Source organism: Pseudomonas sp. BW7P1 (assembly GCF_024981055.1).
In the GTDB taxonomy this organism is placed as follows: domain Bacteria; phylum Pseudomonadota; class Gammaproteobacteria; order Pseudomonadales; family Pseudomonadaceae; genus Aquipseudomonas; species Aquipseudomonas bananamidigenes.
Genome location: NZ_CP103374.1, coordinates 3156666 through 3178367 on the forward strand (window position 1 = coordinate 3156666; position 21702 = coordinate 3178367).

21 protein-coding genes are annotated in these 21702 nt (G+C 59.7%); 17 read left to right on the top strand and 4 right to left on the bottom strand.

Features of this window, described 5'->3' with window-relative positions:
* Positions 1-135: 135 nt before the first annotated feature.
* The 6 genes from NWV16_RS14030 (at position 136) to cydB (ending at position 4397) form a co-directional block, all read left to right on the top strand.
* Positions 136-654: a hypothetical protein gene (locus NWV16_RS14030; RefSeq protein ID WP_260519520.1), complete on the top strand. Its 519-nt coding sequence runs from the start codon at positions 136-138 to the stop codon at positions 652-654.
* A 7-nt stretch (positions 655-661) separates the two neighbouring features.
* Positions 662-1108, top strand: coding sequence for a DUF421 domain-containing protein (locus tag NWV16_RS14035; RefSeq protein ID WP_260519521.1), 447 nt, complete (start codon positions 662-664; stop codon positions 1106-1108).
* Between the two features lie 66 nt (positions 1109-1174).
* Positions 1175-1402 (top strand): PLD nuclease N-terminal domain-containing protein, encoded by a 228-nt coding sequence (locus tag NWV16_RS14040; protein WP_260519522.1) that lies wholly within the window; start codon positions 1175-1177, stop codon positions 1400-1402.
* Between the two features lie 17 nt (positions 1403-1419).
* Positions 1420-1956 carry a hypothetical protein gene (locus NWV16_RS14045; RefSeq protein WP_065257365.1) on the top strand — a complete coding sequence of 179 codons (537 nt, stop codon included), beginning with the start codon at positions 1420-1422 and terminating at the stop codon, positions 1954-1956.
* Positions 1957-2006: 50 nt separating this feature from the next.
* Positions 2007-3380 carry a cytochrome ubiquinol oxidase subunit I gene (locus NWV16_RS14050; protein ID WP_260519523.1) on the top strand — a complete coding sequence of 458 codons (1374 nt, stop codon included), beginning with the start codon at positions 2007-2009 and terminating at the stop codon, positions 3378-3380.
* 15 nt (positions 3381-3395) lie between these two features.
* On the top strand, positions 3396-4397 hold the full coding sequence (gene cydB / locus NWV16_RS14055; RefSeq protein ID WP_260519524.1) for a cytochrome d ubiquinol oxidase subunit II: 1002 nt from the start codon (positions 3396-3398) through the stop codon (positions 4395-4397).
* Here the strand turns inward: cydB and NWV16_RS14060 are convergent.
* Both NWV16_RS14060 and NWV16_RS14065 read right to left on the bottom strand, forming a co-directional pair.
* Positions 4379-4912: a cupin gene (locus tag NWV16_RS14060; protein ID WP_260519525.1), complete on the bottom strand. Its 534-nt coding sequence runs from the start codon at positions 4910-4912 to the stop codon at positions 4379-4381. The genes cydB and NWV16_RS14060 overlap by 19 nt on opposite strands.
* Before the next feature lie 50 nt (positions 4913-4962).
* Positions 4963-5439, bottom strand: coding sequence for a hemerythrin domain-containing protein (locus tag NWV16_RS14065; RefSeq protein ID WP_260519526.1), 477 nt, complete (start codon positions 5437-5439; stop codon positions 4963-4965).
* Positions 5440-5715: 276 nt separating this feature from the next.
* On the opposite strand from NWV16_RS14065, the gene NWV16_RS14070 reads away from it, so the two are divergent.
* The 3 genes from NWV16_RS14070 to NWV16_RS14080 all read left to right on the top strand — a co-directional run bounded on the left by NWV16_RS14070 (position 5716) and on the right by NWV16_RS14080 (position 9513).
* Entirely contained in the window at positions 5716-7503 is a 1788-nt protein-coding gene (locus tag NWV16_RS14070) for a thiamine pyrophosphate-requiring protein (RefSeq protein WP_260519527.1), read from the top strand.
* Positions 7504-7506: 3 nt separating this feature from the next.
* Positions 7507-8229: a DUF72 domain-containing protein gene (locus NWV16_RS14075; protein ID WP_260519528.1), complete on the top strand. Its 723-nt coding sequence runs from the start codon at positions 7507-7509 to the stop codon at positions 8227-8229.
* A 144-nt stretch (positions 8230-8373) separates the two neighbouring features.
* The gene (locus NWV16_RS14080) at positions 8374-9513 is read left to right on the top strand and encodes a glutathione-independent formaldehyde dehydrogenase (RefSeq protein WP_260519529.1); all 1140 of its coding nucleotides are present in this window, start codon (positions 8374-8376) and stop codon (positions 9511-9513) included.
* Between the two features lie 53 nt (positions 9514-9566).
* Here NWV16_RS14080 and NWV16_RS14085 read toward each other — a convergent pair whose 3' ends face one another.
* Positions 9567-10133, bottom strand: coding sequence for a TetR/AcrR family transcriptional regulator (locus NWV16_RS14085; protein ID WP_260519530.1), 567 nt, complete (start codon positions 10131-10133; stop codon positions 9567-9569).
* A gap of 118 nt (positions 10134-10251) precedes the next feature.
* Between NWV16_RS14085 and NWV16_RS14090 the strand changes: the two genes are divergently transcribed.
* Genes NWV16_RS14090 through NWV16_RS14100 form a run of 3 tightly spaced genes read left to right on the top strand, consistent with a single transcriptional unit; the run spans position 10252 to position 15978 of the window.
* On the top strand, positions 10252-11412 hold the full coding sequence (locus tag NWV16_RS14090) for a MexC family multidrug efflux RND transporter periplasmic adaptor subunit (RefSeq protein WP_260519531.1): 1161 nt from the start codon (positions 10252-10254) through the stop codon (positions 11410-11412).
* A 27-nt stretch (positions 11413-11439) separates the two neighbouring features.
* Positions 11440-14571 (top strand): efflux RND transporter permease subunit, encoded by a 3132-nt coding sequence (locus NWV16_RS14095; protein WP_260519532.1) that lies wholly within the window; start codon positions 11440-11442, stop codon positions 14569-14571.
* A 3-nt stretch (positions 14572-14574) separates the two neighbouring features.
* Positions 14575-15978 (top strand): efflux transporter outer membrane subunit, encoded by a 1404-nt coding sequence (locus tag NWV16_RS14100; protein ID WP_260519533.1) that lies wholly within the window; start codon positions 14575-14577, stop codon positions 15976-15978.
* An 83-nt stretch (positions 15979-16061) separates the two neighbouring features.
* Here the strand turns inward: NWV16_RS14100 and NWV16_RS14105 are convergent, their stop codons facing one another.
* Positions 16062-16628 (bottom strand): TetR/AcrR family transcriptional regulator, encoded by a 567-nt coding sequence (locus NWV16_RS14105; RefSeq protein ID WP_260519534.1) that lies wholly within the window; start codon positions 16626-16628, stop codon positions 16062-16064.
* 236 nt (positions 16629-16864) lie between these two features.
* Here NWV16_RS14105 and NWV16_RS14110 point away from each other — a divergent pair, with 236 nt between their 5' ends.
* The 5 genes from NWV16_RS14110 to NWV16_RS14130 all read left to right on the top strand — a co-directional run bounded on the left by NWV16_RS14110 (position 16865) and on the right by NWV16_RS14130 (position 21694).
* On the top strand, positions 16865-17524 hold the full coding sequence (locus NWV16_RS14110) for a carbonic anhydrase (RefSeq protein WP_065257353.1): 660 nt from the start codon (positions 16865-16867) through the stop codon (positions 17522-17524).
* A gap of 462 nt (positions 17525-17986) precedes the next feature.
* Complete coding sequence (gene ectB, locus NWV16_RS14115; RefSeq protein ID WP_260523525.1) at positions 17987-19240, top strand: diaminobutyrate--2-oxoglutarate transaminase; 1254 nt, start codon at positions 17987-17989, stop codon at positions 19238-19240.
* Complete coding sequence (locus NWV16_RS14120; RefSeq protein WP_260519535.1) at positions 19237-19704, top strand: GNAT family N-acetyltransferase; 468 nt, start codon at positions 19237-19239, stop codon at positions 19702-19704. The genes ectB and NWV16_RS14120 overlap by 4 nt, the downstream gene beginning before the upstream one ends.
* Positions 19705-19714: 10 nt before the next feature.
* Entirely contained in the window at positions 19715-21019 is a 1305-nt protein-coding gene (locus NWV16_RS14125; RefSeq protein WP_260519536.1) for a SidA/IucD/PvdA family monooxygenase, read from the top strand.
* Positions 21020-21070: 51 nt separating this feature from the next.
* A complete protein-coding gene (locus NWV16_RS14130) occupies positions 21071-21694 on the top strand; it encodes a LysE family translocator (protein WP_260519537.1) in 624 nt (207 codons plus the stop codon).
* The last annotated feature ends 8 nt before the right edge of the window (positions 21695-21702 follow it).

Genomic DNA, 21702 nt, shown 5'->3' on the forward strand with positions numbered 1-21702 from the left:
GAGACAGCCAATCACCCTGACGGTTGAATTGTTTGGTCGTTGAGCAGGTCAATCGAACAGCATCATGGGTGCGGTTCCTGTTGACTGCAGCCGTCACTCTTGTCCGCTGTGCGAAGACGAGCGAGGGATTGGTCAATGAACGAGAACTCCGAACATCCCGATCTGGAGAGTCGTAATTACCCGTTCTGCGAAGACATGCCTTATCAGATCAAGGTTTGGCGGTTCGAGCGTTTCGGGTGGTACGCCCTGGTCCTGGTGATGATTCTGGGGCTGGCAGGATTGTTCTCACGTGGCGTACTCAGTTCACGCGACGTGCACAGCGAAGACGGCCGGCTTCGGGTCGAGTACGAGATGTTCCACCGTAATGGCTCGACCAACACAATGAAAATCAGCATGAAAGGCAAGCCGGAATCGGCGGTCGAGCTGGAACTGGCCGGCGAGTTGCTCGATGGTTTCAGTATCGAGACACTTCAACCTGAGCCCATACGCTCTCGCGGTTCTGCACAAGGAATGCGCATGTGGGTCCAGACCGATGCCCAAGGCCAGGCCAGTATGTTTTTGACACTGCGTGGTGACGGGCTGGGACTTTTTCGCAGCAGCATTCTCCTGCCCGGCACAAGCAACGTAAAACTCACCCAATTCATTTTCCCGTAGGTGATCCATGGATTCGGTATTGCGTGCGGCCGCCATGTATTTAGCGCTGATGGTGTTGTTCAAGATCGCCGGCAGACGCTCACTGGCGGAGCTGACGACCTTCGATTTTGTCCTGTTGATGATCATTGGCGAGGCAACCCAGCAAGCGCTGTTGGGCGATGACTTCTCGCTGACCAATTCGATGCTGGTCATAGTCACGCTCATCGCTGTGGATGTCGGACTGTCCCTGCTCAAACAGCGTTCGATTCGGGTATCACGCCTGATCGACGGGGAACCCACGATCATTGTCGAGAATGGAAAACTGTTGAGGCAGCGCTTGCGTCACGCTCGGCTGGTGGAAGCGGACGTCATGGAGGCGGCTCGTTCAAGTCAAGGCATTGAAACCCTGGATGAGATCAAATTCGCGATCATTGAGCGTAATGGCAAGATTTCGATCATTGCCCGAGACCGTTGACGCAATTGTTTTGAACACCCGGGATTGGTGCGCGCCTAACCCTTATCGACTCCGGAGGATTGCCCAATGGCACAAGCAACCAGCTACTTCCTGATCGCCATGGCGGTGATCATTCTGTTGATCGACCTGTGGGCCATCATCAGTGTGTTTCGCAGCGACAAAACGGTGGGGGTCAAAGCCGCGTGGGCCATCGGCCTGATCGTCTTTCCCGTGCTGGGACTGATCGTCTGGGGGATCGCCGGTCCGCGAGGGATCAAAGAGGGACCGACATCCCCTGAACACAGCAAAGGCTGATCACCGGGACGACTGTTTTGCCTAGAATTCTGACTTCCCAGGTGAGCGACACCGAACTGTCTGCACGGGATGCAACGATGTTTGGTTCACCCAAACAGCGCCTGGACTTTTACCGGCGTGAAATCCAGTACGAAACCAGCATCCTCTCCAACCGGACCAATGCGTATTTGACTGCGCAATCCTTTCTGGTCATTGCGTTCGGCTCGTGCATGGCCAACGTCAACCCTGAATGGGGAAAACTGTTCACGCTGGTGGTACCACCGTTGCTGGCGCTGCTGGGCATACTCACTTCGCTGAACGCCTGGCCGGGTATCCGCGCGGCGTACGACATCATCGACCATTGGTATTACAAGCAGAGCGAGCTGCTGCGCAGCGAACCTGTGATGGGACTGGCCTATGACGAATCGCCACTGTTCAGCGAGCGCGAGTCCAGCCACAAGGGTTATCGCAAGGCGCTACTGTTTTCGGTGCGTACACCCTGGATCTTCGCGGCATTCTGGGTGTTGCTGACAGGATGGTCCGTTTACATACAACTGGCCAATCCGGGGGGATGAGAACTTGGAACCCGTCATGCACACTTGCGCCCGCACCCCCGGCCCGTCCCATGGAAACGCTTGATTGCGCCCTGATGGCCGCGCGGGCGCAGTTTGCGATCACCATCAGTTTCCATATCGTCCTCGCAGCGCTGACCATCGGTCTGGCGAATTTCCTGATGGTGCTCGAGGCCCTGTGGTTACGCAGCGGCAAGGCGGTCTATCTGGATGTCTACCGCTACTGGCTGAAAATCTTCGCGCTCAATGTGGCGGTGGGCACGGCGTCGGGGTTGATTCTGGAGTACCAGTTCGGGCTCAACTGGTCGCGCTTGTCGACGCAGGCGGGCGATATCCTCGGCCCCTTGATGTTCTACGAGGTGCTGGCGGCTTTTTTCCTCGAGGCCGGTTTTCTGGGAATCATGCTGTTCGGCTTGAACAAGGTCGGCCCGCGTCTGCATTTCTTCGCCACCTGCGCCGTTGCGGCGGGCTCTTTGATCAGTGCGTTCTGGATTCTGTCAGCCAATTCGTGGATGCAGACCCCCGCCGGTTATTCGATAGCCGCCGATGGTCGGTTCATCGCCCTGGACTGGTGGGCGATCATCTTCAATCCGTCCTTTCCATACCGGTTCGTGCACATGACTCTGGCCACGCTATTGGGCACGGCCACACTGTTGGCTGGTGTCAGCGCCTGGCAGTTGCTGCATGCGCCCGAGAATCCAAGGGCCCGGCTGACCTATTCCATGGCGCTCTGGGCACTGGCAGTGCTGATCCCGGTGCAGATCGTGGTCGGTGATCTGCATGGCGAACACAGCCTCGAGTACCAGCCGCAAAAGGTCGCCGCCATCGAGGGCACATGGACGCGTCCACCCGAGGGCGCGGGCGAGCCGTTGCGTCTGTTCGCGATCCCTGACATGGACCAGCGGCGCAATCATTGGGAGGTGGCGATCCCGCGCATCGCGTCCTTGTATTTGCGCCACGACTTGAGCAGCACGATCCCGGCGCTCGATGAATTTCCGGCGCAGGACATCCCGCCAGTGCCGGCCGTGTTTTTTGCCTTTCGGGCGATGGTCGGTCTGGGCCTGTTGATGCTGGGGCAGGGCGTCATCAGCCTGGTATTGCGTTGGCGCGGTCGCTTGTACGCGGCGCGCTGGATGCTTCGAATCAGTGTCTGGATGGCGCCGGCGGGAATGCTGGCGATGCTCTGCGGCTGGGTGGTCACCGAAGTGGGCCGTCAGCCGTTCACCGTCTATGGTCTGCTGCGCACGGCCGACAGCCTTTCGTTCGTGTCACGGGCGCAGGTCGTCAGCGCCACATGGACCATTTTGCTGTTCTATCTGGCGACATTCGGGATCGGCCTGTGGGTGCTGCTGCGCCTGTTGCGTCAGCCGCCCCGCGAGCACGAAGAAGGGCCGCAACCTGCTCTCGCACGGGAAACCGGCAAATGATGAGGCTTGAAGCGCATGTTCGGTACTGACTGGCTGACACTCCTCTGCGCGGCAGCGGTCGGGTTCTCCGTGCTGAACTATGTGCTGCTGGACGGCACGGATCTGGGCACGGGCACTCTGATGGGCGTGACTCGCAGCCGTCAGCACCGCCGGGCCATGGCCGTGAGCATCCTGCCGATCTGGGACGCCAACGAAACCTGGCTGGTGCTCGGCGGCGGTGGTTTGCTCGCCATGTTTCCCAAGGCTTACGCCATTCTGCTGCCGGCGCTGTACCTGCCGTTCATGCTGATGTTTCTGGCGTTGATTGTCCGGGCGATGGCGCTGGAGTTTCGCGATCATGCGCCCGATGACCGCATCAAGCGCGGGGTGGATGGTTTATTGATGCTCGGCTCGGTTGTGGCTGGCGGTTGTCAGGGGATCGTGCTGGGCACGCTGGTACAAGGTGTGCCCGAACAGAACGGCCAATACAGCGGTGGCGGTTGGGAATGGCTGGCCCCGTTCCCGTTGTTTTGTGGCGCGGTGCTGGTGATCGGCTACACATGGCTGGGCGCAGGCTGGCTGTATTGGCGATGCGAGGGTGAACTTCAAATCCGCGCGCGACGGCAGGCAAAGTGGTTGGCCATGCTGACCGTGGTCTTGCTGATCGTTCTGGTTGTCTGGACATCGACCCTTCACGCGCAGTATGCGCAACGCTTGGGAAGTCCTCGGGTATGGCTACCGACAATGGCGACCCTGACGCTGTTGCTGGCCGGGTTCCGGGCGGCCTTCGCAACCCGACGCGACTATCTGCCGCTGTTTGCTGCCCTGGGTATTTTCGTCCTGGCATTCGCCTTGATGCTCGTCGCCCTGTTTCCGCTGATCATCCCGCCGCAATTGACCTTGCAGGCCGCTGCGTCGAGCCCGGTCAGTCAGGTGTTCATGCTGACGGGATTCGCGGTGCTGATCCCGCTGACGCTGTTCTACAACACCTACGGTTTTCGCGTGTTCAGCGGCAAGATTCATCCCGCCGAAGATTGACTCGTCCAATGCTCGGTCAACGCTCCAGAGCGGCCTTGAACAGGGTCGGTGGCAGGGAATGGCAGTGTTTCGATCTGCTGCAACTGAGCTTCGCTGGGCGACTCGCGGCGAATGTCCGCATGCTGGCCAGGCGGGTAGGCGCCGACCACCAGAAAATCGTCGCTGGCATTCAGGCTGCAATGTCCGGTGCCTGCCGGCAACAACAGGACATCGCCCGCGCTGACCATGAGTATCTGCCTGTCCGGGCCGCCGATCATCAAGCGTGCCTCGCCGCAGGCGATGCCAAGCACCTCATGGCCTTGGGTATGGTAATGGTGATAGTCAAAGACAGTGGAGCGCCACTGTGGTGGCCAGCCATTGTCGGCAAAGGTTTTCTCGAATGCCGACGCTGGATCTTCACCCCGTATGGCAATGGCACTGGAATACACCAACACGGGCAGACGCGGATTGTTCGGCACCCAGCCATTGCGCGGCAGCAACAAGGCGTGCACCGAATCGGTTTCAGCTCGGGTCATGACTGTTCTCCCGAAAAAGGGCCTGATCGTCAATCAGGCCCAGTGGCTGGTCATGCCGCCATACGGCTGGCGGCCCATTCCTTTTTGCAGGCGCTTTTCATGGCTTCCATCTGCTCGCCAAGTTCATCGAGCCGGGCTTTGCCGAGCAACTTCCTGGCTTGAGGAAACATCTCTTTTTCCTCTTCCTCGATGTGATGTTCCAGCAGTTCCTTGACGACTTTCACTCTGCCTGCGAATTCCGGGGTGCCGGGATCGGTTTCCTTGAGGTCGGGCAATACGAGTGAATCCACGGTGCGATGTTCTTCCTTGGCCTCGTAATACATCACGTCCTGTTCCTTGCTGCCCGCGGCCTTGAAGGCCGGGTAGAGGATTTCCTCTTCAAGGCGGGTATGGATGGTGATTTCCATCTCCAGCTTGTCCAGAAGCTCTGCCCGTTTTTTGGTGGCCCGTTCGGTGGAATCGCTCAATTGGCCCAGAATGCTTTTCACTTTTTCATGGTCAGCTTTCAGAAGATCGATGGCGTTCATTTTGGCTGTCTCCGATTAAAGGATTGCGGCTGAATCATTGTTATGTGCTCAGACGTACTCGCATTTCGCATGCCATTTCCGTCGCGAATAAAAATGTCTTTCAAATCAAGGACATGAAGCTCGACCTGCCTGTAAGCCGGATTGCACTCTGCAAGATTCACCCTTCGCCAGCCTTGCAATCAGCCCATGCGTCACATGGGCTCGACATCCACACGAACTTCGCCGTCCGCCGGACTGTCCAGTCCTTTACATGCACTGGATGAAGGCGGAAACGACATGACGATGACCGTAGGAGATTTTCTGGTCGAGCGACTGAGCGAGTGGGGCGTGACGCGGATTTTTGGTTATCCGGGCGACGGCATCAACGGCGTTTTCGGTGCATTGAGCCGGGCACAAGGCAAGATCGAATTCATTCAGGCGCGGCACGAAGAGATGGCCGCGTTCATGGCCTCGGCGCATGCCAAGTTCACCGGTGAGCTGGGGGTGTGCATCGCCACCTCGGGCCCCGGTGCCTCGCACCTGATCACGGGGCTCTACGACGCGCGCATGGATCACGTACCCGTACTGGCCATCGTGGGTCAACAGGCCCGCGCGGCACTCGGCGGACACTATCAACAGGAGCTCGACCTGCTGTCGATGTTCAAGGATGTGGCCGGTGCCTTCGTGCAACAGGCGTCAGCCCCGGCACAGGTTCGCCACTTGATCGACAGGGCAGTACGCACGGCTGTCGGTGAGCGGCGCGTGACGGCGATCATCCTGCCCAACGACTTGCAGGACATCGAATATGAAGCCCCGGGGCGCTCCCATGGCACCGTGCATTCCGGGGTTGGTTATACCAAACCGAAAGTCGTGCCTTATGACGCGGATCTGCAACGCGCCGCCGAGGTTCTCAACGCAGGCGAGAAAGTGGCGATTCTGGTGGGAGCCGGTGCGTTGCAGGCCACCGACCAGGTCATCGCTGTGGCGGAAAAACTCGGCGCCGGTGTCGCCAAGGCGCTTCTCGGCAAAGCGGTACTGCCGGACGAACTGCCCTGGGTCACGGGCAGCATCGGTTTGCTGGGCACCGAACCCAGCTACAAGCTGATGACCGAATGCGACACTTTGCTGATGATCGGCTCGGGGTTTCCGTACTCTGAATTTCTGCCAAAGGAAGGTCAGGCACGCGGGGTGCAGATCGATCTGCAACCCGACATGCTGAGCCTGCGCTATCCCATGGAGGTCAATCTGGTGGGTGATGCCGGGGAAACCCTCGCGGCACTGTTGCCGTTACTCGAGCACAAAACTTCACGCAAATGGCGCAAAAAGGTCGAAGGCTGGCGCGCTTCGTGGGAGAAGACCCTGGAAAAACGCGCCATGGTCAAGGCCGATCCCGTCAATCCGCAGCGGGTGGTGTTCGAACTGTCGCCACGCCTGCCGGAGCTTTCGATCATCACCAGCGATTCCGGCTCTTGCGCCAACTGGTACGCCCGCGATCTGAAAGTGCGGCGCGGCATGAAGTGTTCCTTGTCCGGCGGCCTGGCCTCGATGGGCGCTGCCGTGCCCTATGCGATTGCGGCCAAATTCGCGTTCCCGGAGCGTCCGGTGATCGCGCTGGTGGGTGATGGTGCGATGCAGATGAGCAATCTGGCAGAGTTGATCACCGTGGCCAAATATTGGCGGCAATGGGCGAGCCCCAAGTGGATCTGCGCGGTCTTCAACAATGAAGACCTCAATCAGGTGACCTGGGAACAACGGGTCATGGAGGGGGATCCGAAGTTCGAAGCGTCACAGAGCATTCCCGATGTTCCTTATCACCTGTTCGCCATTTCCATTGGCTTGAAAGGTATCTTCGTCGATCGCGAAGAGGAGGTGGCCGCCGCGTGGGAGCAGGCGCTGGCTTCGGAGGTTCCCGTGCTGATCGAGTTCAAGACCGACCCCAACGTGCCGCCGCTGCCGCCGCACATCAAGCTCGAACAGGCGAAGAAGTTCGCCACGACCTTGCTCAAGGGCGACCCGGACGAGGCGGGGGTTCTGGTGCAGACCGCCAGGCAGGTGCTGGGCTCGGTCATGACGCGCAAGAAGTGACTCATGGGCGCGCCGCATCTGTATATCGGTTGCGCGGGATGGGGCATCGGGCGTGATCTCGCCGCCGAATTTCCCGGGGATGGAACGCATCTGCAGCGTTACGCCCTCAGGCTCTCGGGTGTCGAGATCAACAGTTCGTTTTACCGGCCGCATCGCCGAACGACCTACGAACGGTGGGCGCAAGCCGTGCCTCCGGATTTCCGGTTCAGCGTGAAAGTACCGAAAGTCATCACTCACGAACGGCGACTGGCCGGATGCGAGACCGAGCTGGATGCGTTCCTTGAACAGTGTTCAGGGCTCGGCGAGCGTCTGGGCTGTCTGCTGGTGCAACTGCCACCGTCGCTCGCTTATGACGAGGCCGTCGCCCGGATTTTCTTCAACCAGCTACGGGACCGGTTTTCCGGCTCCGTCGTACTGGAGCCACGTCACTCCAGCTGGGTGAATGCCCAGCCGTGTCTGACAACCTGGCAGATAGCCCAAGCGGCGGTCGATCCCTCGCGAATAGAGACCGATGGCGCACCTCGCGGAGCGCCGGGTACACAGTACTGGCGCTTGCACGGCTCGCCGAGGATTTACCACAGTCCTTACGGCCCTGATTATCTGAAAAACCTGGCCATGCAGCTGCGCACGGTCGAGGCCGAGCATGTCTGGTGCATCTTCGATAACACGGCCAGCGGCGCGGCTCTGGTCGATGCGCTGACGCTGTCTGATTGGCTTGAGACGTGAGTCGTTCAATCGTTCTGACCAAAGACGTCGCACGCCACCACTCGTCGCAGCAGTCTGGCAATTGTTTGAACATCCCTTTGGTCGTCTCTGACAGATAAGTCTGAGCAGGCGAAATTTCACTTTGTCTGCCAACGGGAGAAGACCATGAAAGCAATCGTCTATAACGGCCCGCGTGACGTCAGTGTGCAAAACGTCGCCGATCCGAAAATTGAAAAGCCGACCGATGTCCTGGTCAGAATCACGACGACCAACATCTGCGGTTCCGATCTGCACATGTACGAGGGGCGCACTTCGATGGAAACCGGCCGGGTTTTCGGACACGAGAATCTGGGGGAAGTCATCGAAGCGGGCGCAGCGGTGGAGCGGGTAAAGGTGGGAGATCGAGTTTGCCTTCCCTTCAACATCGGCTGCGGTTTCTGTGAAAACTGCGAGAGGGGCCTGACCGGTTTCTGCCTTACGGCCAATCCGGGCACGGCGGGTGCCGCTTATGGGTTTGCCGACATGGGGCCGTATCAAGGCGGCCAGGCAGAATTGCTGCGGGTGCCTTACGCGGACTTCAACTGTCTGGTTCTACCCGAGGACGCCCAGGAGCGGGAAGATGATTACGTGATGCTGTCCGACATTTTCCCCACCGGCTGGCACGCCACCGAGCTGGCTGGCCTGCTGCCGGGCGAAAGCATCGCCATTTATGGCGCCGGCCCGGTCGGCTTGATGGCTGCTCACTCCGCCATGATCAAAGGGGCATCGCAAGTCTTTGTCGTCGACGATCACCCTGACCGGCTGAAGCTCGCCGCCAGCATCGGTGCAACGCCGATCAATTCGGTCGAGAAGGAGGCCGTGGACCAGATTCTCAATCTGACCCATGGCAAAGGTACGGATCGTGGTTGCGAATGCGTGGGCTACCAATGTTGTGATCGACACGGCCATGAAGCCAATCACCTGACCATGAACAATCTGGTCGCTTCCACCAAGGCCACCGGCGGAATCGGCGTCGTCGGGGTTTTCGTACCGCAAGACCCGGGGGCCGAAAACGAACTCGCCAGGCAAGGCAAAATGGCCTTCGATTTCGGTGCTTTCTGGTTCAAGGGCCAGCAGATCAAGACCGGTCAGGCCAACGTCAAAGCCTACAATCGCCGATTGGCCGAGCTCATTCACCACGGTCGCGCCAATCCCGCGCAAATCATCTCTCATCGTCTGAAGCTCGACGAAGGACCGGACGCCTACAAACATTTTGATGAGCGTGACAACGGCTGGACCAAGGTCGTCCTGAAACCGGGCGCGTGAGTCGGCATTGACAGAAAGGCAATTGCTGAAGGCTTGCTTCGCGCAGATGCACGTCAGCGAAGGCCCTCAGCCCATGAAGCTCCTTGCAGGAACATGTGCTCGATCATTCTGGCCGAGTTGGCGTTGGCAGCCCGCCCGCGCTGCTCGGCATCCACCAGCCCATAAACCAGAGCGATGAACAGTTCGGTCAGGATTGCGGCGGTGATGTCGATGCGAAACAACCCGCTTTGTTGGCCTTTCAGGAAGAAGCCGTCCAGCGCCTCCAGATAAAACAGCCAGCGTGTGCCGCCGCATTCCAGATCGAGGAAGTCGGGGCGGTACTGCGCCATCAGAAACGCAAGCATTTCGCGATGGGCCAGGTGTTCGCGAATCAACCGGCGCAGCGCGTCCAGTGGTTCTGTCCCCTCTAAAGCGGCGTTATCAATGATCAGTCTGAGCGTGCCCTCGGCATGCGCCTCCAGTTGCACGATCAGGTTTTCCCGCGTGCCGCAATGGCGGTGCAGGGTCGCCTTGCTCACGCCTGCCAGTTGCGCCAGCTCCTTCATCGTCGCTCGCGGTCGGTTGACCACCGCCAGCGTCAGCGATTTGAGCAGCTGTTCATCATGGGAAATCGAGTTCATCACAGGGCCTTGGCGACAGTCATACAAGATTCACAAAATACTCACATGAGACAATATTGACTCATTAGGATTTGAAACGTAGCATTCGCGCCAAATTCGATCAAGCCTTGGGTGAGTTATGGGCAATTTGCGTGCGGTAGGGATGGCGAGTTCGTTGGCACTCGCCATTGCGTTGGCCGGGTGTGGGCCGACTGAGGATCAGGCAGCGAGCGGCGCTGAAGTGGCGCGTCCGGTAGAAGTGCTGGCGGTGAAGACTGAAGCGTTGGCGCTCTCTTCGGAGCTGCCGGGCCGGGTGGAACCGATGCGCGTCGCGGAAGTGCGTGCCCGGGTGCCGGGCATCGTGATGCAAAAGCGTTTTGAAGAGGGCGCTGACGTCAAGGCCGGGGATCTGTTGTTCCAGATCGACCCGGCACCGCTCAAGGCGGCGTTGGCCCGGGCCGAGGGTGAACTGGCTCGCGCCCAGTCCGTTGCGCTTGAGGCGCAGGCCCGGGTCAAGCGCTATGAGCCGCTGGTGAAAATCGAGGCGGTCAGCCAGCAGGATTTCGACAGCGCCATGGCTGATCTGCGCAGCGCGCAGGCAGCCACCCGTTCGGCCCAGGCCGATCTGCAGACAGCACGGTTGAACCTCGGTTATGCCTCGGTGACGGCGCCGATTTCCGGTCGTGTCGGCCGTGCACTGGTCACCGAAGGTGCGCTGGTCGGGCAGGGGGATGCAACCTTGATGGCGCGCATTCAGCAGCTGGATCCGGTGTACGTCGACTTCACGCAATCGGCTGCCGAAGCACTGCGTCTGCGTGAATCGCTCAAGGACGGAAAACTCTCCGCCGACGACAACACGGCGTTGTCGGTTCGGGTCGAGGGCACCGCGTACGAGCGTCAGGGGGCGCTGATGTTTACCGACGTGGCGGTGGATCGCGGCACCGGGCAGGTGTCGTTGCGCGGCAAATTCGCCAATACCGACGGCGTGTTGTTGCCGGGCATGTTTGTGCGTGTGCGCACGCCGCAGGGCACCGACACTCAGGCGATTCTCGTGCCGCAGCGCTCGGTGCAGCGCGGCAGCGATGGCAGCGCCCAGGTGCTGGTGGTCGGCGCCGATGACCGGGTCGAGGCACGCACTGTCGTGACCGGTGCCATGCAGGATTCGCGCTGGCAGATCAGTGAGGGCCTGAAGGCCGGCGATCAGGTGATCGTCGGCGGTCTGGCCGGCCTGCAACCGGGGACCAAGGTCGTTGCGGGTCAATCCCCGGCCCTGGCTCAGTCGCCTGAGTCGAAACAGTAAGGGCGCCGTTGTCGCGAGGATTTTCCGATGTCCAAGTTTTTCATCAAACGCCCGAACTTTGCCTGGGTGGTGGCGTTGTTCATCTCTCTGGCCGGTCTGCTGGTCATTCCGATGCTGCCGGTGGCGCAGTATCCCGACGTTGCGCCGCCCCAGATCAAGGTGACGGCGACCTATCCCGGTGCCTCGGCCAAGGTGCTGGTGGATTCGGTCACCAGCGTGATCGAAGAGTCGCTCAACGGCGCGAAGAACCTGTTGTATTTCGAGTCGACCAACAACTCCAACGGCATCGCCGAGATCGTAGTGACGTTCCAGCCCGGCACCGATCCGCAACTTGCCCAGGTCGATGTGCAAAACCGCCTGAAAAAGGCCGAGGCGCGCATGCCGCAGGCGGTGCTCACTCAGGGCCTTGAGGTGGAACAGACCAGCGCCGGTTTCCTGCTGATCTATGCGCTCAGCTACAAGGAAGGCAGTCAGCACAGTGATACGACCGCATTGGGCGACTACGCCGCGCGCAACATCAACAACGAACTGCGCCGGGTGCCGGGTGTCGGCAAACTGCAGTTCTTCTCGTCCGAAGCCGCCATGCGGGTCTGGCTCGACCCGCAGAAACTGGTGGGCTACGGCCTGTCCATCGAGGACGTGAACAACGCTATCCGGGGGCAGAACGTGCAGGTTCCGGCGGGCAGTTTCGGCAGCACGCCGAGCAGCAGTCAGCAGGAACTGACCGCCACGCTGGCGGTGAAGGGCACGCTGGATAATCCGCAAGAATTCGGTCGCATCGTCCTACGTGCCAACGAGGATGGCTCGACGGTCAAACTGGGTGACGTCGCCCGTGTGGAAGTTGGCCAGGAAAGCTACAACTTCAACTCGCGTCTGAATGGCAAACCGGCGGTGGCAGCAGCGATTCAGCTGTCCCCGGGTGCCAACGCGATCCAGACGGCCAGCGCGGTCAAGGCGCGCCTGGCGGAACTGTCGGCGTACTTCCCGTCGGACGTTGAATATTCCGTGCCTTACGACACGTCGCGTTTTGTCGATGTGGCCATCGAGAAGGTGATTCACACCCTGATCGAGGCAATGGTGCTGGTGTTCCTGGTGATGTTCCTGTTCCTGCAGAACATCCGTTACACGCTGATTCCGTCGATTGTGGTGCCGGTGTGTCTGCTCGGCACGCTGGTGATGATGTACCTGCTGGGCTTCTCGGTGAACATGATGACCATGTTCGGCATGGTGCTCGCGATCGGGATTCTGGTGGACGATGCCATCGTGGTGGTGGAGAACGTCGAGCGGATCATGGCCGAAGAAGGCTTGTCGCCGGTCGACGCCACGGTGAAGGCCATGAGTCAGGTCTCGGGCGCGATCATCGGCATCACCCTGGTGCTGTCGGCAGTGTTCATGCCGCTGGCGTTCATGTCCGGTTCGGTGGGGGTGATTTACCAGCAGTTCTCGGTGTCGCTGGCGGTGTCGATCCTGTTCTCGGGCTTCCTCGCGCTGACCTTCACGCCGGCCCTGTGCGCCACGCTGCTCAAGCCGATCCCTCAGGGGCATCATGAAAAACGTGGTTTCTTCGGTGCCTTCAACCGTGGGTTCGCCCGGCTCACTGAGCGTTATTCGATCCTGAACAACGGGCTGGTCGCCCGTGCCGGACGGATGATGCTGGTGTACGCGGGCATTATTGCGGTGCTCGGTTACTTCTACCTACGCTTGCCGGAGTCCTTCGTGCCGGTGGAAGACCAGGGCTACATGATTGTCGACGTGCAGTTGCCGCCGGGCGCGACCCGCACCCGTACCGAGGCCACTGGCGAACAACTGGAGCGCTTTCTCGCTTCCCGTGACGCGGTGCAATCGACTTTCCTGGTTTCGGGCTTCAGCTTCTCGGGCATGGGCGACAACGCGGCGCTGGCCTTCCCGGTGTTCAAGGACTGGTCGCTGCGGGGTGAAGATCAGTCGGCCATGGCGGAAGTCATGGCACTCAACGAACAGTTTGCCGTGACCAACGACGGCGCCGTTATGGCCGTGCCGCCGCCTCCGATCGATGGCCTGGGCAACTCCGGCGGTTTTGCACTGCGTCTGCAGGATCGTGCCGGCTTGGGCCGCGAAGCCTTGATCGCCGCCCGTGACCAGTTGCTCGGACAGGCCAACGGCAACCCGAAAATCCTTTACGCGATGATGGAAGGACTGGCCGAGTCGCCGCAATTGCGGGTGGTGATCGACCGTGACAAGGCCCGCACCCTGGGCGTGAGTTTCGAGTCGATCAGCGGGGCATTGTCCGCCGCGTTCGGCTCGGAGGTGATCAACGACTTCACCAACGCCGGCCGCCAGCAGCGCGTCGTGGTGCAGGCCGAGCAGGGCGACCGGATGACCCCGGAAAGCGTACTCAAACTGTACGTTCACAACAGCGCCGGCAATCTGGTTCCGTTGAGCGCCTTCGTCACCACCCATTGGGAAGAAGGGCCGGTGCAACTGGTGCGCTACAACGGTTATCCGTCGATTCGCATCGTCGGTGACGCCGGGCCGGGTTACAGCACCGGCGAAGCCATGGCGGAAATGGAGCGTCTGGCCGCGCAACTGCCGGCCGGTTTCAGCTACGAATGGACGGGGCTTTCGTATCAGGAAAAGGTTTCCAGCGGTCAGGCGACGCAACTGTTCGCGTTGGCGATCCTGGTGGTGTTCCTGTTGCTGGTGGCGTTGTACGAAAGCTGGGCCATTCCGCTGACCGTGATGCTGATCGTGCCGATCGGCGCCATCGGTGCGGTGCTGGCGGTGATGGTCGTCGGCATGCCCAACGACGTGTACTTCAAGGTGGGGCTGATCACCATCATCGGCCTGGCGGCGAAGAACGCGATCCTTATCGTCGAGTTCGCCAAGGAACTGTGGGAGAAGGGCTACAGCCTGCGTGATGCCGCCATCGAGGCCGCACGCCTGCGTTTCCGGCCCATCGTGATGACCTCCATGGCGTTCATTCTCGGTGTCGTGCCGCTGGCCATCGCCACGGGTGCCGGCGCGGCGAGTCAGCGCGCCATCGGTACCGGCGTGATTGGCGGCATGCTCAGTGCGACGCTGCTGGGTGTGCTGTTCGTACCGATCTGTTTTGTCTGGGTGCTGTCGCGGTTGCGCAGCAAACCGGCCCCCATTGCACAACCCGCTTTGGCTCAGGAGTGACACATGCGTATTTCAGCTTTCTCTACGCTGGTGATCGCCCTGATGCTGGGCGGCTGCTCGCTGGCACCGACTTATGAGCGTCCCGTTGCACCGGTGGCGGATCACTGGGCGGGAGAGTCGACGAAGCAAGGCAGCCCGATCAATCAACTGGCGTGGCAGACGTTTATTGTCGATCCCGATCTGCGCCGACTGGTGACCATCGCGCTGGACAACAACCGCTCGTTGCGCCAGACGCTGCTGGACATCGAACAGGCCCGGGCGCAATACCGCATTCAGCGGGCCGACCGGGTTCCGGGCTTGAATGCCAATGCCTCCGGCAATCGTCAGCGTTTGCCGGCGGACCTGGCCAGCGATGGCCGGGCAGGGGTTGCCAGCAACTATCAGGTGGGCGTTGCGCTGCCGGAATATGAGCTGGATCTGTTCGGTCGGGTGAAGAGCCTCACTGATTCTGCGTTGCAGGAATACCTGGCCACTGAAGAAGCCGCCCGTGCGGCGCAGATCGCTCTGATCGCCGAAGTCAGTCAGGCTTATCTGGTTCACGACGGCGCCCAGCGTCGTCTGGAACTGACCCAACAAACGCTGATCAGCCGCGAATATTCGTTCGCCCTGATCAGCCAGCGCCGTTCGAACGGTACCGCCACTGCGCTGGACTATCAGGAAGCATTGGGGCTGGTGGAGCAATCGCGGGCCGAGCAGGAGAGTAATCTGCGACAGAAACAGCAGGCCTTCAACGCGCTGGTGCTGTTGCTCGGCACCAAGGATGCGGCGAAGTCGATTCCCGAGAAATTGTCGAGTGAGCCAATGCTGGTGCAGGACATCGCCCCCGACACCCCGTCCGCCCTGATTGAGCGCCGGCCCGACATTCTCGCCGCCGAGCATCGCTTGCAGGCGCGCAATGCCGACATCGGCGCGGCGCGAGCGGCGTTCTTCCCGCGCATCAGCCTGACTGGCAGTTTCGGTACGTCCAGTGCGCAAATGTCCGGTCTGTTCGACGGCGGCTCGCGTTCCTGGAGTTTTGTGCCGAACCTGTCGCTGCCGTTGTTCGATGCCGGGCGCAACCGCGCCGGCTTGAGTCTGGCCGAAGCCCGCAAGGACTCGGCGGTGGCGGCTTATGAAGGAACGATTCAAACGGCGTTTCGCGAAGTGGCCGATGCACTGGCCGCCACCGACACTTTGCGTCGGGAAGAGGCAGCCCGGCGCGCCCTGGCCAACACCAGCAGCGAAACCCTGAAACTGGCCAAGGCGCGTTACGAAGGCGGCATCGACAGTCACCTGCGTTACCTCGATGCCCAGCGCATCCGCTTCGTCAACGAGACGGCGTTTATCGAAGTCAGCACTCAGCGGCAGATTGCGCTGATCGATCTGTTCCGCTCGCTGGGTGGCGGCTGGTCCTCCGACAAGTCCTGAAACAGCTCCTTTGGGTTGGCGCGTCCAGCCATTGAGCCCCGTGTACCGAGAGGTCACGGGGCCTTTTTTTGCCAAGTGCAGCGTTATTGAGGACGGGCGGGATTGGCAGCGCCGTGCAGAAACATCTGTTCCACGACGTTGGCCGAGTTGGCACTGGCGGCACGCCCACGGCGTTCGGCATCGACCATGGCGAAGATCATGGTCAGGAACAGCTCGGTAAAGACCGCGGCGGTGATATCGATACGGAACGCGCCCAGTTGCTGGCCGCGCAGGAAGAAGGCATCGAGGGCATCCAGATAGAACTGCCAGCGTTTGCCTTCGTCGGTGTCGGTGAACGTGTCCGGGCGGTACTGAAAGAGCAGGAACACCAGCATTTCACGGTGCGCCAAATGCTCGTTGACCAGACTGCGCAAGGCCTGCACTGGATCACCCTGCGACAGATCGGTGGACGTGGTGATCTGGTTCAGCACGGTCTCACCGTGGCCTTCCATGATCTGCACCAGATTGTCACGAGTACCGCAAAAGCGGTGGAGCGTCGCTTTGCTCACACCTGCGGCTTGCGCCAATTCCTTGAGCGTGGCCCGCGGGCGATCAACGATGGCCAGTGCCAGCGCCTTGATGAATCGTTCGTCTTGGGGTGTCAGGGACATCAGTGGGTCTCGAAGCGAATTTCAATGCGGGGGATTGTGCAGGAAAAGCCCCGTTCGAGACCAGTTGAAATTCCCTCGGCACCCCGGCCAGCCGCCGTTGTTGCCGTATAGAGTCAGAACCACCGCTGATTGGATACAGCCAACACGCGAGAGGTCTGTAATAATGGCGACCATCGCGGCGCGTAGGCATGTCGAGTGCTCGTGTCGGTATCCGGCATCTGGTATTGGAGGATTCCATGCGTGACATTATTGATGGCTTTCTGCGCTTTCAGCGCGAGGTGTATCCGCAGCGGGTCGAGCTGTTCAAGCAGCTCGCGACAGAACAAAACCCCAAGGCATTGTTCGTCACCTGCTCGGACAGCCGTGTAGTACCTGAACTTCTCACACAGCGCGAGCCGGGCGAGCTGTTCGTGATTCGCAACGCCGGCAACATCGTGCCGTCGTACGGACCTGAACCGGGTGGCGTCTCGGCCACCGTGGAATATGCAGTCGCCGTGCTTGGCGTGAAGGACATCGTGATCTGCGGTCACTCGGATTGCGGAGCGATGGGCGCGATTTCACGCTGCACCTGTCTGGATCACCTTCCGGCGGTCGCCAACTGGCTGCGTCACGCAGACGCCGCGAAAGCGATCAACGCGGCCCATGAGTTCGAAACGCCTGGCGCCAAGCTCGACGGTCTCGTGCGGGAAAACGTGATTGCACAACTGGCGAACCTGCGGACACACCCGTCGGTGGCCCTCGCGCTCGAACAAGGTCGTCTGAATCTGCATGGCTGGGTGTATGACATCGAGGCGGGTTGCATCGACGCGCTGGATGGCGCAACCCGGCGCTTCGTCAAGCTTTCCGATTCACCGGCTACCGTTGCCGTCGCTGCACGCAACACGGATCAGATGTAACGACGCCTTTATTGGCCCGACCCGGACCGGTGCCCGGCGCAGCCCGGGGCCGGGTCAGGCTTTCAATTTCCTTTCTTCCCACCGCTCCCGGCTCGCAAGCGCGGGCACTTCACGCACGGCCTCCGTCCGATAAACGTTCGCTTTACCGCCGTCTGCGGTGGTGCTGGAAGTCAGTCATAAGCATATGAATTTATAATTCATCGCATGCTCACGAATTACTGATAGCTTAATCAGCGAAAGACGTCATTGTTCCTGCTGGCCAACAGAGCGGGTCATGTTTCAACGGATGAAAGTTGCACGCGGACTTCAAGGACGATAGACCTCTCAGCATTCGCTACATGGCCACTGGGAAATCGCTATGCCTGTTTGAAGTCCATTCAATTGGATTGATAAACGGTACCTGACATGACGGCTACGCTGAATGACTCAACTTTGCGACTCGCACCTGCCACACCACATTCCCTGGATATATTCGAACTTAAAGAATCCAACGTTCGTTCTTATTGCCGGGACTTCACTGCCACCTTTCACACTGCCGAAGGATCGACCCTGACCAGCGAACAGGGTCAGGTGTTCATTGATTTCTTCAGCGGGGCGGGGGCTCTGAATTACGGGCATAACAATCCCGTTCTGAAAGCCGCGCTGCTCGACTATATCGACAGCAATGGCATCACCCATGGCCTGGATTTCAAGACCACTGCCAAGAAAAGCTTTCTGACGGCGTTCGAAGAGCAGATCCTGGCGCCACGCAACCTTAAATACAAAGTCCAGTTCCCGGGTCCTACCGGCACCAATGCGGTAGAAGCCGCGATCAAACTGGCCCGCAAGTACACCGGCCGCCAGAACATCGTGGCATTCACCAATGCGTTTCACGGCATGTCCCTGGGCAGCCTCGCCTTGACCAGCAACCCGCGCAAGCGGGCCGGGGCCGGGGTTAACTTGAACAATGTGACGTTCATGCCGTATGACCGGTATTTCGGCGATGACCTGGACACCTCGTTGTACCTGGGCAACATGTTGCGCAGTGGCAGCGGTGTCGATAAACCCGCCGCCATTGTCCTCGAGACAGTGCAGGGCGAGGGCGGTGTAAACAGTGCTTCGGCCGCGTGGGTGCAGGCGGTGCAGCGTATCGCCCGTGAGCATGACATTCTGTTGATCATCGACGATATCCAGGCCGGCTGCGGCCGCACGGGGGACTTCTTCAGCTTCGAGGCCCTGGGTGTCACCCCGGATATCGTGACCTTGTCAAAATCCATCAGCGGCTATGGCTTGCCACTGTCACTTGTTTTGCTGGCTCCCCATCTGGATGTGTGGGAACCGGGGGAACACAACGGCACGTTTCGTGGCAACAATCTGGCGTTTGTCACGGGCAAAGCGGTGATCGACCACTATTGGAGCGATGCGAGTTTTACCCGGGTGCTTCGCACCAAGGCCGATCTGCTGGAGCAAGGGTTGCTGGCGTTGTCCGAACGCTTTGCCGCAAAGGCGCCTAATCGCCTGAAAGGGCGCGGGTTCTTCAGAGGCATTGAGTTTCAGGACAAGGACCTGGCGCAAAAGGTTGCGGCACAGGCTTATGCGGGCGGGCTGATCATTGAAACATCGGGCATCGACAACCAGGTCCTGAAATTCCTGCCGGCACTGACCATACCTCCCGCGCAGATCACACAAGGCTTGCACATACTCGAGCAGGCTTTTGCCGAGGTGACCGCGCCATGAGTGATCAGGTCATTACCCGCTATGCGTCACTCGATGATGCCGAAGCCATCGCACCATTGCTGGACAAATACCGCCAGTTCTATGGTGAGAGCTCCGACCTGGCACGCTCGCTGGAGTTTATTAAACAGCGATTCTTTTTGGGCGAGTCCGTCATTGTGGTTGCCGAGTTCAATCATGAAATCATTGGATTCACGCAGTTATATCCCAGCTTCTCAAGTGTCACACTTGAGCGTCTCTGGATACTCAATGACTTATATGTCGAAGCCTCCAAACGCAAGAAGGGGGCAGGGCTGGCGTTATTGAATGCGGCAAAGACATTTGCGCAGTCAACAAACGCCAAACAATTGTTTATCGAAGGCGCAGACGACAATCCACGCGCACGAGATCTTTACACTCGATTTGGATTTATCGAGAACACGGCATATCACTATTACCATCTTCCGTTAAAGCCATTCCAGGGATAGGAGCTTTACCATGTCAAACACTGTTTTCGATATTGTGGGTATCGGTTTTGGCCCTTCCAATCTGGCATTGGCCATTGCGCTCGAAGAGTCGGCATCTGCGCTGACCTATCGTTTCCTCGATGCCAAGCAGAAGCCGGACTGGCAGGACGAGATGCTGCTCAGTGGATCGGACATCCAGAACAACCCGTTGCGGGATCTGGTGACGCCGCGCAATCCACGCAGCCGCTACGGTTTCGTCAACTACCTGAAAGAAACCGGTCGCCTGTTCGACTACCTCAACCTGCCGTTGACGTATCCGCTGCGGCGGGAATATGCCGAGTACATCAAATGGGTTGCGGGACATTTTCTCGGCGATGTGGAGTCGTCGGCGTTTGTGCAGCAGGTCGAACCGCTGTTGTTCAAGGGCGAGCAGGTGTGGAAGGTCACCTATAACGATCAACGCGTGATCTACGGGCGCAGCCTGGTGCTGGGCACCGGGCGCACTGCGAATATCCCGGCGGTATTCGAAGGCCTGACCGGCCCCCGCGTGTTCCACCTCAATCACTACCTGGAGAACATCAACAAGCTGCCTGCGAGCGTGCAACGTATCGGCGTGGTGGGCTCCAGTCAGAGTGCGGTGGAGATCGTTCTCGACCTGACGGCCCGATTCCCCGACAAGGAAATCCATTCGCTGCACCGCAGCTTCAGCTTTCGGCTCAAGGACACCAGCCCGTTCAGTGACAAGGTGTATTTCCCGGAATTCATCGACTACTACTTCGGCCTTCCGCCTGAAGCCAAATCGCGGCTGGACAAGCAGTTGCGCGGCACCAACTACAGCTCCGCCGACGAAGATGTCATCAACGCCCTGTACGTGCGCATCCATGAGGAGAAACTGCAGGGCAAAGAGCGCATCAGGATCCTCAATAACATCGCCATCGAACAGGCGCACATTGATGCGTCGGGTCAGGTGCAACTGGCACTCAAGGAGGTCAATCAGCTGACGCATTCGAGCCTGACGCTGGATGCGCTGGTCCTCGCCACCGGCTTCAAGGACATAGCAGACAAGGAAAACGGCGAGTTGTACCCACCGTTGCTCGCGCCTCATCACCGCCGGTTCCGCACGGATGCTCAAGGTGCCCTGGTGGTCAATCGCGATTACAGCCTGACCGCTCTGGATGACTTGCCGGCGGTGTTTCTCAACGGGTTGTGTGAAAGCTCCCACGGGCTGGGGGATGCGGGCTCGTTCAGCCTGATTTCCCTGCGGGTGGAGCACATTCTTTCGGCCCTGGAGAAATACCTGGAGCAGGTCGAAACCCCGGTGCAAGCATTGGCTTGATGCCACCCGGCAGCAGCCCGTCCGGGCTGCTGCTTCAAACAAGGAGGTTTTATGTTCACAGCTGCGTTGATTTACATCCTGGCGGTCATAAGCCCGGGGCCGAACTTCATCATTGTCAGTCGATTCTCCTCACTGAACTCGATTTCCACCGGGCTTGGAGCGACGCTGGGCATCTGCACCGTCGGCGTCTTCTTCTCGACCATTTCCCTGCTGGGGCTGGCGGCCTTGCTGCATGAGTATCCGGCCTTTTCCAAGGTCGCCACCTTGTGTGGTTCGACCTACCTGCTCTACATCGCCTACAGCATCGTCAAAAGCGTGCTGGCAAAAAATACCGGTACCACCGAAAGCACTGCCGTTGGCGTCACCAGCTTTGGCAAGGCTTACCGGGTAGGGGTGATCACCAATATCAGCAACATGAAGACTATCGCGTTCATGATCAGCATCTACGCCGGCTTTCTGTCCTCGCCACGCACCGACATCGAAAAGGTTCTGGTGGTCGCGCTGTGTTCCACCCTCGAAGTCATCTGGTATTCCACAGTGTCGTTGCTCTTCGGGCAAGGCCCGATCAAGGCGCTGTTTCTCAAATACACCCGGCAGATCGATATAGGGCTGGCGGTGTTTCTGGTGGCGTTTTCTCTCAACAACGCCATTCCAGTCTTGATTGCCAGCAGGTGAGGGCGCGT

Excerpts from the sequence above, each read along its gene's own strand:
- NWV16_RS14030 (WP_260519520.1), top strand. The coding sequence starts at position 136 with ATGAACGAGAACTCCGAACATCCCGATCTGGAGAGTCGTAATTACCCG.
- NWV16_RS14035 (WP_260519521.1), top strand. The coding sequence starts at position 662 with ATGGATTCGGTATTGCGTGCGGCCGCCATGTATTTAGCGCTGATGGTG.
- NWV16_RS14040 (WP_260519522.1), top strand. The coding sequence starts at position 1,175 with ATGGCACAAGCAACCAGCTACTTCCTGATCGCCATGGCGGTGATCATT.
- NWV16_RS14050 (WP_260519523.1), top strand. The coding sequence starts at position 2,007 with ATGGAAACGCTTGATTGCGCCCTGATGGCCGCGCGGGCGCAGTTTGCG.
- cydB (WP_260519524.1), top strand. The coding sequence starts at position 3,396 with ATGTTCGGTACTGACTGGCTGACACTCCTCTGCGCGGCAGCGGTCGGG.
- NWV16_RS14060 (WP_260519525.1), bottom strand. The coding sequence starts at position 4,912 with ATGACCCGAGCTGAAACCGATTCGGTGCACGCCTTGTTGCTGCCGCGC.
- NWV16_RS14065 (WP_260519526.1), bottom strand. The coding sequence starts at position 5,439 with ATGAACGCCATCGATCTTCTGAAAGCTGACCATGAAAAAGTGAAAAGC.
- NWV16_RS14070 (WP_260519527.1), top strand. The coding sequence starts at position 5,716 with ATGACGATGACCGTAGGAGATTTTCTGGTCGAGCGACTGAGCGAGTGG.
- NWV16_RS14075 (WP_260519528.1), top strand. The coding sequence starts at position 7,507 with ATGGGCGCGCCGCATCTGTATATCGGTTGCGCGGGATGGGGCATCGGG.
- NWV16_RS14080 (WP_260519529.1), top strand. The coding sequence starts at position 8,374 with ATGAAAGCAATCGTCTATAACGGCCCGCGTGACGTCAGTGTGCAAAAC.
- NWV16_RS14085 (WP_260519530.1), bottom strand. The coding sequence starts at position 10,133 with ATGAACTCGATTTCCCATGATGAACAGCTGCTCAAATCGCTGACGCTG.
- NWV16_RS14090 (WP_260519531.1), top strand. The coding sequence starts at position 10,252 with ATGGGCAATTTGCGTGCGGTAGGGATGGCGAGTTCGTTGGCACTCGCC.
- NWV16_RS14095 (WP_260519532.1), top strand. The coding sequence starts at position 11,440 with ATGTCCAAGTTTTTCATCAAACGCCCGAACTTTGCCTGGGTGGTGGCG.
- NWV16_RS14100 (WP_260519533.1), top strand. The coding sequence starts at position 14,575 with ATGCGTATTTCAGCTTTCTCTACGCTGGTGATCGCCCTGATGCTGGGC.
- NWV16_RS14105 (WP_260519534.1), bottom strand. The coding sequence starts at position 16,628 with ATGTCCCTGACACCCCAAGACGAACGATTCATCAAGGCGCTGGCACTG.
- NWV16_RS14110 (WP_065257353.1), top strand. The coding sequence starts at position 16,865 with ATGCGTGACATTATTGATGGCTTTCTGCGCTTTCAGCGCGAGGTGTAT.
- NWV16_RS14120 (WP_260519535.1), top strand. The coding sequence starts at position 19,237 with ATGAGTGATCAGGTCATTACCCGCTATGCGTCACTCGATGATGCCGAA.
- NWV16_RS14125 (WP_260519536.1), top strand. The coding sequence starts at position 19,715 with ATGTCAAACACTGTTTTCGATATTGTGGGTATCGGTTTTGGCCCTTCC.
- NWV16_RS14130 (WP_260519537.1), top strand. The coding sequence starts at position 21,071 with ATGTTCACAGCTGCGTTGATTTACATCCTGGCGGTCATAAGCCCGGGG.